The 12,552-nt window shown below is 41.9% G+C and carries 13 protein-coding genes; all 13 read right to left on the reverse strand.

Annotated elements, in window-relative coordinates:
- Positions 1-308 precede the first annotated feature (308 nt).
- Positions 309-737: a hypothetical protein gene (locus tag OGM63_RS04055; protein ID WP_263744220.1), complete on the reverse strand. Its 429-nt coding sequence runs from the start codon at positions 735-737 to the stop codon at positions 309-311.
- 212 nt (positions 738-949) lie between these two features.
- Positions 950-1,768 carry a COP23 domain-containing protein gene (locus tag OGM63_RS04060; protein ID WP_263744221.1) on the reverse strand — a complete coding sequence of 273 codons (819 nt, stop codon included), beginning with the start codon at positions 1,766-1,768 and terminating at the stop codon, positions 950-952.
- Between the two features lie 56 nt (positions 1,769-1,824).
- Positions 1,825-3,459, reverse strand: a complete 1,635-nt coding sequence (locus OGM63_RS04065) for a M48 family metalloprotease (protein ID WP_263744222.1) — start codon at positions 3,457-3,459, stop codon at positions 1,825-1,827.
- Between the two features lie 177 nt (positions 3,460-3,636).
- Positions 3,637-5,697 carry a ribonuclease catalytic domain-containing protein gene (locus OGM63_RS04070; RefSeq protein WP_263744223.1) on the reverse strand — a complete coding sequence of 687 codons (2,061 nt, stop codon included), beginning with the start codon at positions 5,695-5,697 and terminating at the stop codon, positions 3,637-3,639.
- Between the two features lie 162 nt (positions 5,698-5,859).
- A complete protein-coding gene (gene rpsR, locus OGM63_RS04075) occupies positions 5,860-6,075 on the reverse strand; it encodes a 30S ribosomal protein S18 (protein ID WP_029634024.1) in 216 nt (71 codons plus the stop codon).
- A 3-nt stretch (positions 6,076-6,078) separates the two neighbouring features.
- A complete protein-coding gene (gene rpmG, locus OGM63_RS04080; RefSeq protein WP_072022147.1) occupies positions 6,079-6,273 on the reverse strand; it encodes a 50S ribosomal protein L33 in 195 nt (64 codons plus the stop codon).
- 43 nt (positions 6,274-6,316) lie between these two features.
- Entirely contained in the window at positions 6,317-6,874 is a 558-nt protein-coding gene (locus OGM63_RS04085) for an RDD family protein (protein WP_263744224.1), read from the reverse strand.
- Between the two features lie 267 nt (positions 6,875-7,141).
- On the reverse strand, positions 7,142-7,672 hold the full coding sequence (locus OGM63_RS04090) for an AAA family ATPase (RefSeq protein WP_263744225.1): 531 nt from the start codon (positions 7,670-7,672) through the stop codon (positions 7,142-7,144).
- Between the two features lie 3 nt (positions 7,673-7,675).
- Positions 7,676-8,374, reverse strand: coding sequence for an HAD family hydrolase (locus tag OGM63_RS04095; RefSeq protein WP_263744226.1), 699 nt, complete (start codon positions 8,372-8,374; stop codon positions 7,676-7,678).
- A gap of 421 nt (positions 8,375-8,795) precedes the next feature.
- On the reverse strand, positions 8,796-9,278 hold the full coding sequence (locus OGM63_RS04100; RefSeq protein WP_318528399.1) for an NUDIX hydrolase: 483 nt from the start codon (positions 9,276-9,278) through the stop codon (positions 8,796-8,798).
- A gap of 4 nt (positions 9,279-9,282) precedes the next feature.
- A complete protein-coding gene (locus tag OGM63_RS04105; RefSeq protein WP_263744228.1) occupies positions 9,283-10,479 on the reverse strand; it encodes a UbiD family decarboxylase in 1,197 nt (398 codons plus the stop codon).
- 5 nt (positions 10,480-10,484) lie between these two features.
- Positions 10,485-10,955 carry a phosphoribosyltransferase gene (locus OGM63_RS04110; protein ID WP_263744229.1) on the reverse strand — a complete coding sequence of 157 codons (471 nt, stop codon included), beginning with the start codon at positions 10,953-10,955 and terminating at the stop codon, positions 10,485-10,487.
- Positions 10,956-11,275: 320 nt separating this feature from the next.
- A complete protein-coding gene (gene guaB / locus OGM63_RS04115) occupies positions 11,276-12,457 on the reverse strand; it encodes an IMP dehydrogenase (RefSeq protein WP_263744230.1) in 1,182 nt (393 codons plus the stop codon).
- Positions 12,458-12,552 lie beyond the last annotated feature (95 nt).

A 12,552-nucleotide genomic window follows, 5' to 3' on the forward strand; every position in this document is an offset into this window, starting at 1 on the left:
TGGGACTGACATATTTTTTTGACATTTGGTAGTTTTAATCTTTGTTAATTAATACTACCACGCCTATTTGTCGTTTTCCGGAATATTCCGGAAAATAGTAGTTATTTGCGGTTCTATCTTTAACAGTTTCTATTCAAACAACTTTCGTGCCTTGGCTGGCAGGAAGATTGAGTAATGGAAAAATAGAGTAATTTTTTTTATAGCTTGTTTTTTGAGCGCTAATCTGGACTTTTTTACGGTTTATACGTTCAGTTTGAGCAAATCTGAACGTATAACCTGTTTTTCAGCTAACGGTGTTGTTTTCAGCTCTATTTGCTAAAAGCATCCTTGATTTTATCAACAGTGCGTTCAACAGCATTCTTTGTGTTGTCTACTGCTTTTTGAGTCCGATATGCATCTTCCTCTGCTCTTCGCTGAATTGTAGCTGCATCTTCCTTTGCTTTGCGCTCAACAAAACTACCATCATCCGTTGCTCGATCAACTTTAGCAGCATTGCTCTTGGCAGCTTCCTTAACTTTATCTGCTGTATCTCGGATGAAACCCTTAGCTCGTCCAGCATCTGTACTGGCTTTATCTTTAACTTGATCGGCTGCGTCTGCCGAAGCGATTAAATTTGCAGCCGGATTAGCCATTGCTACGGTGTTCGAGAAAAACGCACCTTGCCAAACGAATGCGATCGCTAACACAGATAACACAGTTGTAGCCAAAAAGCGTCCTACAGTTGAAAGCTGTTTCATAAAAAAATTCCGTTTCCTAGAATACAATTTGCGTTTATACGCATCTTATTTTTACTTCATCTGGCTTTGAGGCTAAATCGTTCTAGAGGCAGAAGTTCTGGGGTTGTATCAAGTTCCAGATGAATAGTTAAAATCTGCAATGCCAAAAAAATATCCCTCTTGAGAAGGGGGATATAGGGGGGATATTTGAGCTTTTAAGCCAGAACAATCAATTAACGGAAATTGCCCGGATTCAGCTTTTGCGGATTACCTTGCCGACGTCCTACACCATTCCGCAAACTAGTAGCAGTACCCCCATCTTTGGGGTCGAGGAATGGTTTAAGATTGATTCCGGCTTTAGATGATGCCAGATTATTAGTGCGACTGTTGCCACTACCGAGAAGTGTCCGACCTAAGTTGTATAAATCGTTCGTTCCGTTCCCACGGCTAGTGTAAGTGTTGACGGCTGTGGTATATTGTCCATTGTCGGCGGAAACCAGATTTTGAAACACATTATTGCGTACATCATAGGCATCTTTTCCTGGAGGTACTGTCAGGACAATTCGACAGGATGGATTAGCTTCGGTGGTAACGCAGATTGTGTTCTGTCTATTTTCTACGGCTGTTTGGAGTTCTAATAAGCCATCTTGACGGTAAGATTCTAAACGAGTGGCGATCGCATTACAACGAGCTTGAGAATTCCAACCACCACCTAAAGCTCCAGGTGCTGCCCAAGGAAAATATTGATTTGGTTGACTTTGGGGCTGATACATTACGGTATACTGACCATTTTCGGGCTGACAGCTAAACCGAGCAATGTTATTAACGCCCTCGTAATTTGGTATATTTGTTGAGTTGTCGATTGGTCTTGATCTGCCATCAGATGGTATTGAACCACCTGTTGATGTTGTGGGTACGACAACGCCATCAGAAGTAGTCGTGGTGGTTCTGGTAGTTGTGTTATTGTATTGAGCAAATGCTGCGGTATTGCCCAGCAAGAGCGATAAACTCAAACTGCCAAAAAACAGAAATTTAAAAGTTTTTGATGACATAAATCATCCTCAACAGAACAGTGGTTAGGGAGTTGATAGTTCAAGTGACGAAGAATTTATTTTTTTGATTCATCATTTGGCTTCTTTTTTTGTTCTTCACGTTCTTTTTTCTCTTTGAGTAGTTGCTTTACGCGTTCTTTAATTTCTTGGTGACGCCCTACTCCTTCATAAGCGTAACGGTTATAGCCAGTGTCAGAAATTAAGCTTTCTAAATATTTGACTCGCTCTCCACCCCCTGGGTGAGAAGATAACCAAGTGGGTGGAGCATTTTTTTGTTGTTTTTCTAACGTCACCAATAAGTTACGCAAACCATCACAAGCATAGCCGCTGGTAGCTATCAAACGTGTACCGAGGGTATCTGCTTGACGTTCCATATCACGGCTGTAGCTAAGTCCAAAGAGTTGACCGATGGTGCCGCCAAGTGGTAAATATTGAGTGACGTTGGAAATTAAGTTGCCTTGGGTAACTAGTTGAAAACCGTGGGAAAGGACGACATGGGATAATTCGTGACCGATTAAACCGGCTAATTCTGCCTCGGAATTGGCTTTAGCGATCGCACCCGCATTAATGAAGATTTTGCCTCCAGGTAGCGCAAAGGCGTTAAGATCCTCCAAGGCAATGATAAAAAACTCGTATTTAAACTCTTCCCTTCCCGATACCTTAACTAATTTCTGTCCGATTTCATCAACGTATTTTAAAACAGTTTCGTCGTTAATTAATTTGAGTTGTTTTTTTGCTTGCTTGGCTACAGATTCCCCAATAGACCCTTCACCTTGTAGCAACAGTATGGTAGAATCAAGGGCAGAGAAGGGACCCAGAAGGCTGCCAGTGAGAGCGTAACCTAATGCACCAGTAATAATATTGGCAATGGTGTTACCTCTAACTTCGGCGCGGATATGAGATTTATAACGTTTGAGATTGTCGTCAGCTAGCTTTTGAAATTCTGGTGCTTGGGGATCGTTGGAATTGAGAATCGCAAATTGACGCGCTGCTAAAGAAGCTTCGATCCATTTTTTCGCTTCTGCAAGTGCTGCAACTCTAGCTTTAATTAAGTCTGGTTGATTGGGATACAGCGTAGCAGCTCTATCTAATACAGCTAGTGCTTTTTTCTCATCATTGTATTGTTTGAGAGTTTCAGCGTATTTTATCTGACCGGGGATAAATTCGGGAATTTGTTCAACTAATAGTTGCAGTGGTACTAGAGTTCTAGTTTGCAGCTTAGTTGCTATTCCGGCTTCAGCTTCTCGCCAGTATACCTTACCTGCTGGGGAAAGTTGTGTTGGATCGATTATTGGGGCTTTGCGTTCTTGATTCTTTAATTTTGTGGTGAAAGGTGCTTTCGCAAGACGATACATTTTTTCAGCTTCTGCGAGATTTCCCGCAAGATACAGCTTATCTCCTTCCATCAGTTTTTGCCGACGAGCGAGTTCTTCGGGTGTGGGTGTGGGTTCTGCTGCGTCAGATGGCTTTTTGTCGGTGGTTTCTGGTATTGAAGGCTTTTTCTCTGTTGTTTCTGGAGTGCTTGGGGGTTTTTCTGGTATTGAAGGCTTTTTCTCTGTTGTTTCAATAGCAGGTGGTTGTTGTGCGGGAACGGGTGAAATAGGCTGTGTCAGGATAATCAAGATTGATGTACCCAATGACAGCAGTACCCAATTCCAGGCTAGCAGTAGAGACTTCCAGCGTCGTTTCATGGTGATGTCAACCTATACCTTCATGCTTCTTTGTTTAAATGTATAAGGATTGACATCGATATGTATAGAGCGATCGCCATTGTTTGACAAAATCAAGCTCTCACTTCTATATTCAAAGTCTTTAATCTTAACGCGATTTCAAGCACAAACAAAAGTTCAAAGTAAGGTGATAAAGTCTTAATTCATAGATGACTGCGCTTCTTGATAAATTATTTCCTGAAACTGAATTACGTCTTTTTGCGGATCGGCATGGCTGACTTTCACCGATATTTGTTCACCTAAATTTACCGATCGCTTGAAAGACATGGGCAATTGCAAGCCTAAATCTTCTAAGAGAATTAGTGCTAAATTGTTATCTTCTCTCAACCACATCAAAACGGTAACTTGCCAAACTTGCTGGGGATGACGCCGCAAATACTCTAAAGCCCAATATCTATTAGTTTGCCTTTCCACCATCGTTAATTCTTGGGTGATGGCAGTGACAGTCATCATCACTTCTTTAAGTTGATCTGCTGTGAAGGGCAGAACTTCACCGCGCAGATGTGCCTTAAGCTGAAAGTGGGTGAGTAAGTCGCTGTAGCGACGGATGGGAGATGTCGCTTGAGTGTAGGTGTCTAATCCCAAACCGGCATGACGCAGCGGGTTGATGCTCATTTCACTTTTCGGCATACAGCGACGCATAGCGCAGGCACGGACAAATCCGGCTGGTAGCAGTAGCAATTCTTCGTCGGGGGGCAATTCCGGCTGTGGTTGACCGCGAAAAGGCAGGGGAATGTTATTAGTTTTACCGTAGTGAGCCGCAACTTCACCGGCAAGAATCATCATTTCGGCTACGAGTTGCCGCGATTTGGAATCATCTAATATGTCGATGCTGATTTCGTCGTTTTTGACTTTAATCATCGCTTCCGGCATGTTGATGCTGATTGCTCCTTGAGCATAGCGCCATTGTTTGCGTCTTTTTGCTCCAAGAGCGATCGCTTCGATTTCTGGTTCAGCTTCTACCCCCAACTCTAGCATTTCATCGACATCTTCGTAAGTCAGGCGATATGTCGGTTTAATTAAACTCGCATGTATGCTATAATTTTCCACTCCCCCAGCTTCATTTAAAATTATCCCGAAGCTGAGAGCGCAACACACCTTACCCTGAATTAGACTCATGGGTCCTGTTGCTAAGAGTTCTGGGAACATGGGAATCATTCCCGTCGGCAGATAAACTGTACTACCGCGCTTTCTGGCTTCTAGGTCTAATTCATCTTCTGGCTCTAACCAGCGTGTGGGGTCGGCTATGTGTACCCACCAGCGTTCTTGCCCATCTGAAAGTCTTTCCCAACTTAGACCATCGTCTATTTCAGTGGTGCTTTCATCATCAATTGTGTAAACTTTCAAATGTGTGAGATCCAGGCGATCGCTATCTAAGTCAGCCGGCGGAAAATCCAAACGCTGTTGCCCCACTTCTAATACCTTGCTAGGAAACTGAATCGGAATTGACGAACGACGCAGGAATAAATTCTCATGAGGACTCCAGCAACCTAAATCAATCAATAGTTGAAAGGCTCCTTGGGGGGTAGCAGGACGCCCTAGCATGGTCATGGTTTCCAATACTGGAGCCGGGGGGGGATATGCGCGAGCCACAGTGTCATAATTTACCCCTCCACGCAGGATATCCGCCAGGAGAGCCGCATATTTTTCTACTGCTTCTATTCTATGGCGATCGTGCCGCTGCCATTCCACCGATTCGCCTTTGAGAGCTTGTTCTACACGCTCTAAAAATTCCTGCTGTCCCTTCGCTCTTAAAGCCTCTACTTCTAGCTGGTGTTTGCGTTCTGCAACAGCCGCAGCGCTTCTAGGTTCGTAAGCTTCTCCCTTTTGCTTGAAATACATTTTATCGTCTGATAACAAGCAATGAGCCGCGTAACACAAAGTCGGTTCTGAATCGGAAAATAGCAAATTCGCCATTTCCTTAGGAGTGACTGTTTCTCCATCCTCGACCAGTAATTCCCAAGCGATCTCCAAGCTTGATGGATCTAAATAATCCTTAACTTGCTCTTGAAAGCTTTTAATTTCTGAGGTCTTGTAAGTTTGCCCACTAACAGTGTAGGTGATTTGTCTCGGCGCGAGGCTGTGGGACTGACTACGTTCATCTACCACAAACCAACGGGTTTTGCCGTCTGGTTTTTCTACTACACCCAGACGGCGATCGCCTTGAACTCTAAATTCAACTAGCGTCCCCTTCTCCACAACTCTCGCATCTTATTAATGAATATTTTCAATAGTTAAGAGTTAGGTAGAGACGTTCCGACGGAACGTCTGTACTTAGGTAGAGACGTTCCGACGGAACGTCTCTACTATAAGTGAGGAGTTTTTAACTCATAACTCATAACTCATAACTCATAACTCTTTTTAGCCTTCTGCATTGATGAAAGGCATCAATGCCACAATCCGGGAGCGTTTGATCGCTAATGTTAACTCTCGCTGTTGCTGAGAAGTCAGTCCGGTAATCCGACGTGGAAGTATCTTACCTCTTTCGGTGACAAATTTACGTAATAAATCGACATCTTTATAATCGATTGGTTCTCCAGGCTTAATCGGAGACAGACGACGACGGAAATAACTCATCTTTTACTTGATTTCCTTATGAACGGTATGTTTGTTGCAGTGGGTGCAGAACTTGCTCAGTTCTAGCCGATTGGTTGTGTTGCGACGGTTCTTAGTGCTGGTATAACGTGAAACACCAGGAGAACGTTTATTTGCATTTGACCGACACTCAGTACACTCTAGGGTCACAATTATGCGAGCACCTTTACTTTTAGCCATAATCTTACAAACAGTAAAGCCTGAAGAGAATTAACACAAATTACTATTTTCTCACATTACGTCGTGTCTTTTCAACTAATCGCTTGATTTTTAGATCGAGCGAATAGCCTCGACGCGACGAAACTATCATAGTACCAGATACGCGATCATGCAAAGCCTGCCGCATCTGGGTATCTGATAACGCAGCCCCACAATCTATTGCCAGGGGAATCACTAGCACTATAGCAGTGGGGTTTTTAATAATGTTGCCCAGGGCAATTGATATTAAAAGCGCACCAAAACAGATTATAGCTTCTCTTTTGAGAAGAGACTGCAAAGAAGGAATTCTGCCTACTACTTGCCCATCTTCGACTTCTAGCAGCTTCATGTCGAAAGCCCAACGTCCTAAACTCTGCCCCTGATTGTTGTACACTACCACCACTCGCGTTATTCCCCAAGCGATCGCAAAAACTAGTATTTGTACGAATTGAATGCCAATTTGATCGCTACCGAATGTTGAACTGAGTAACCAGACACCAAGGAAATCGATTCCCAATGCCATACCGCGTCGTCCAATATCAACCTTGGGATAATGTTTTTGGGGTACTCGGTCGATAGTCATACAAAATAAATATTTATATAAGGTTAGGGTATGCGTGTTTTTCCTCTATCTCCATTTTAAGGGTTTCGTCACATCGGTGCAGATGAAGATCTTAGAAAGCAATCCGTATAATAGTTGTGATTTTTGGGACAAACGCCTAACTATAAAAGCAGTATTCATTCAGTAGTTGTTTCTGTAAAATATGGTGAACTGTCAACACTTATGGTAAAGTTTTGTTTGCATATTACATTTTTTTTTACATTTATTAAAACAGGCATAATGACCACTTTATAAGTTTGATAAAATCATCTCTGTTCGCACTTTAACCGAATCAAAGGGAACTCTGATTACTTCATAACCAAACTGCTTATAATTTTCAGCTTGAAGTTTCTCTATATATAATGCCTGCTCCAGATTTTCTAGCCTTCTGGATGTGGTTTCCATAACTCCTTGATGCTCGATAATGAAGATTTTTTCATATACTTTCTCCTGTTGTAACCTCTGGATTACTGATTGCATTAACTCGCAGGGATATCTATCTAAAGCTTGATAATATCCGAGAACGTCTAATAAGCCCCTATCTAAGAAGACTCTATGTAGATTGGGGCTAATATTACGTTCTCTAGACAATTGCAGCTTTAATACTTTTTCTTCAAAATTAGGATCGAGTCGAGGTGCTGCTACTCCTAGTGCATGTTGATAGCGAATCAAATCCTCTGCGGCTTCTCTAATAGTTAGTTCACCAAGAATTTCTAGATATATTAATAGACTGGTTTTCCCAGCACCAGGTCCTCCGGTTAGTACATATTTTTTTACCATAGTTTATTGATGAAGTGTACTCAGAAGTTGTGGAAGCTCTTTCAAAGACTCTAACTGCCAGAAACGATCCGCAGGTATATCTGACTGCGTTGTCATCTCCACATGGGAAGTAACATGATAAGGTATATATACGGCACTACCACCAATCTCCAAGATTGGCAAAATGTCAGAGCGCATTGAGTTACCAACCATTAGAAATGATGAAGGTGTAATCCCGTGTTTGTCAACAATCTTTTTATAAGTATGATTATTCTTTTCATGAACGATTTCAATCACAGAGAACAGTTCTGCTAAACCCGAACTCTCTACCTTATTCATTTGATGCATTAAATCACCTTTACTGATCAACATCAGAGAATAAGAGTCCATTAATTTTTCTAAAGTTGGTCTGACATCAGGTAGTAGCTCAATTGGTGCTTCTAGCATCTGCTTACCACAATCAATAATATATTGAATTTGGCTTTGAGGAATCTGTCCACCGGAAACCAAGAGCGCGGTTTCGATCATAGATAAAGTAAAACCTGTGATTCCATAACCGAATAGCCGAAGGTTAGACATCTCAATTTTGGACAATTTTTGATGAATGACTTCCTCATCCGTATAAGGCTTCAACATTTGGTAGAGCAATTCTTGCGTATCTTGAAAAATCATCTCATTGTGCCACAATGTATCGTCGGCATCGAAAGCTATAGTTTCAAACATATCTTTTTTCGTTATCTATAAACCGAATTTTCCAGGAAGTAACAAATAATATCATGTCCGGTTAATTAATACCGATTCTCCATGAAGATGCATTTAATTTTTATTAAACGAACCGCCTTGGCGCTAGCCTCTCCCGAAGGGAGAAGGAAGCCAAGGAAGCCAAGGAAGAAGGAATTATCATTTAGTGCAAGTTCACAGAGAATTGGTATAACATTAATAAAAACATCGTAAACCTCCTAGAGACGTTTTTGAGGAACGTCTCTACAATGTAATTTCCCTGCCGGACTGAACGTCTCTACAATGTAATTTGCCTGTCATGATATAACTAGATGTTATTTACTTCTGTTGCCAGATTTTAGCTTTTTTTCCTAATAAACTTGTTGCTAAACTCTGATTTTATAACTTGTAAAAAGTGGCAGTTTCAAGAAACCCATGCAGGATGTTCAGAAACTTTGTTGAGCAACAAGTTATCATCGTAGTGAAATGTAGCTTGGTAAACTGGTTGATTAATATCTAGTACTCTGGGAAAGAATATGCGATCGGCTTCTGGCATATGCAAGTCTACAGAATTTGCTAATGGACACCATCTCAATATACCTTCACGTTCGTCGGAAATAATGGTTCCGCTGAAGCTAGTCACCACATAGATGAATATCATCCACTGCCAATCTGGACTTGGAGAAGTTTCGGTAATAATGCCTCTTAGTCGCGGGTTTTGGGCATTTAAACCTGTTTCTTCAGCAAGTTCGCGAACTGCACATTGGTAAGGGGATTCTCCAGGATCAATCTTACCACCAGGAGCAATCCAGTACCCCACAAATGGTTCCTTTTTACGCTGTGCGAGTAGAACTTTCTCATTTTCCACGCAGTAGATCAGAGTAGTTAACTTGGGCATCCCAATCATAATATTAATATTCAGTCCACTGATATTGAATAGTGCGGTTGACGATTATACCTAGTCGCTCACCTTGACGCTTGCCACGCTTGATATATGGTTCAGTATGAACCTCGAAATCAAATATTGAAAGCTCTTTTAAGGCATATTCAATGTTTTGTGCGACTACAACTATTTTCGTTCTTTTGTCGAAATTCATAGTAGCATGGAGGATTTCTGAAGACGGATAGGGCGTTTCAATAAGTGTCAAAAACTCCCCAAATGCTCCCAGTGGACAACTGACTTTGTTGAACTCAAAACCAAGCTTGTTTAAATGTTGGAAAATCAAAAATTCATTTTGCAAAGACATTAACGTCAACCCGCTTTCTTTACCACAAAATATGCCCAGAAAATACGGGGAAGGACGACAGGTAATTTTTTCAAGCATCAGCACTGGGCTTTGGGTTTCTGGAGAGTAATATCCTTTGAATTCACCAAATGGAGCTTCAGTCGCAAATTCGTTGAGAACTTTGCCGTGAATGACAATTTCAGCCTCTGTTGGTGCTGGAGGGTAGGAATTATCGTCAATAGTCAGGGGTCTATCAGCTAGTTTCGCTGCTGTTTCATAGCTGTCGATATCTGGTGCAATAGCCGCAGAAGCCGCGAGATAGGTGTTTAGGGGACCACCATTATACAATGTTATCAAAGCTTCTTTTCCACGCGATCGCCAGCGTTCAGCAATCTTGTAAGCGTCGGTACGCTTGTCCATGAAAATGACTGCCCGATCTTCTGCAATTACAAGTATCCGATAAAAACCCAAGTTAACACTGTTTGTGTCAGGGTCAATCAAGCTACCAACAAAAGAAGTCATGTATTTGCCGACATCCCCAGGCTGATGACGCATAATCGGCAAGCTGCCAAGTCCGCTTAGTTCTTGAGTCGCAAGACTTGAGCCACGGAATATTTTAGCTTGACTTGTGTCTAGGCGATTAGCTAGTACAGAAGCAAGATTAACGTTTGGTGCTACGTCTAAATAACTTGCGAGCAAGTCGCGTTTTAGCAAATTCATGATCAGCCGGAATGAGGGAGCATTCTGGATCTGATTGAATTGAAAAGTAGGATAATAGCCGTAGCGATCGCTCCACTTACTGATAAAGTGGGTAATACCAAGGTCGGGGTCAATCGGGCGATCGACAATAAACAATTTGCTCAACTTGAGTGCGTTACGCATAATGCTTATCCCTCTTTACCTTCCCAAGGAAAAATAACCCACTCATGAACAATACAGCCATAGTAATCGACTATTGCCTCTGGAGCAATTGTGCCTAAATTTGCTTGATTGATGACCAAAGTGGCAGACATCGCATTCGCACCAAGATTTTTCATAATCTCCTGAGCAGTCCTAATGGTCATTCCTTCACCAACTATGTCATCTACAAGAAGAATGCTTTGACCTGTGATGAATTGTTCGTTAAGTATTCCTCTGTAATTAGCTTTTGTTTTGTCTGCGTTCACGTTGTCCGAAGTGGTGCGGATAATATCAAGAACTGCAAATTGTCGCACTCCTAATATATGAGACAACATGACTGCTGGAATCAGTCCTGACCGTGAAATCCCTACAATTGTATCTATCTGCTTGTCTGCAACTCGATCAGCTAACAACCCTACTAAACCGTTGATTTCATTCCAAGATATATTGTGTGGCATTCTACTCTCAATCTATTTAGGTTTTTAGTGGAATTTAAACATGTTTGGATTTGGCTTTTGAATTTCGGCGTTGCAACCCTATAAAGGCTGAAATTTATAATTTTTCGTAGAGACGTTCCACTGGAACGTCTCTACAAATCCCGCAAAAACCTCTCTACAAATGATGTTTTTAATGTTCCACTCATCTGGAAAAATGTCTTTCTTCATATTTCAAATCAGCAACGCCGGAATTTCTATTAATCAGAATAGAACTATAACCAGGATGAATTTGGAAATCCCCCGTGATGAGCAATTGCAAATAAACTGAAATTCCCATATAGTCAACTATCTTTTTGCTCTGATTTTTTTTGTGCAATCAGATTGCGGTAATCTGGATGAACTTGGATATTTCGCGTCAGAATATGAGGCTTATTTTCTGCTTGTCCGGCAGCAGTAACTTGAATAAAACGAGCTTTTTCCCAAAATTCGGGAATTGACAAACTACCAGAGTAGCTCATTCCTGAACGCAACCCACCTACAAGTGGGGTTAATACGTCCTTCAGGGAACCTTTGTATTCAAATGTTGCGTCTACTCCCTCTGCTACGTACTCCTTGACTTCATCTTCGGTAATCTCTTCATTCCTGATTTGCTTGAGGGTTAGTTCCACACCTAAACTGGGAAAGCCTGTGGAGATTTTATAGAAGCATCCATCTATCTCTACTAACTGAGCAGCACTTTCATCGGTACCTGCCAGCATACTGCCCAACATGACTGTTGATGCACCCGCTCCTATGGCTTTGGCAATGTCTCCAGATGTACGGATGCCTCCATCGGCAATAATTGACACGCCGTGCTTTCGTGCTTCGGTAGCACATTCAATAATTGCAGTTAGTTGGGGAACACCAGCACCAGCAACTAGCCGAGTTGTGCAAACCCCACCAGGTCCAATACCTACTTTGACGGCATCAGCACCAGCTTCAATTAAGTCTGATACACCTTCGGCTGTGGCGACATTACCAGCGATGATATCAACATGAGGATAAAGTGCTTTAAATTTGGAGATAACATCCAGTGCATAATCAGCGTGACCGTGGGCTATGTCAACAACCAGGATATCTACACCATTATCGACTAATTGTTTAGCTCGTTCTAAATAGTCATCTTTGGTGCCAATGCCAGCACCAACAAGAGGATGATTGTTGGCATCTACAGAAGCTAGAGGGGAAACTGCTAAATCAATTACTGTGTTTTTGACTTTATCGACAAGTTCTGCTTGAATTTCCGCAGTTGTCATGCGGTGAATGATACCGATTCCACCCAACTTTGCCATAGCGATCGCCATAGACTCACCCGTACACCAAGGTGTATTTGCTGATATAATAGGGATTTTAAGGTCGATTCTTTTTGTCAGCTTAGTTGACACCTCCACATCTTTGCGGCTTTTCGCACGGGTACGACGAGGTACAAGCAAAACGTCGTCAAAAGTCAAACCTAGTGGTATTTTGGTTTCCGGTGTAATCATCTGGTTTTTCGGTGTTTGTAGCTCAATTAGTATTTTTACGAAATCAAGTTGTCAGTTTAACTTTTGTAGGGTTTTTTGAGCAAGGCTTACTTTTA

This window comes from Plectonema radiosum NIES-515 (assembly GCF_025753815.1).
In the GTDB taxonomy this organism is placed as follows: domain Bacteria; phylum Cyanobacteriota; class Cyanobacteriia; order Cyanobacteriales; family Nostocaceae; genus Hassallia; species Hassallia radiosum_A.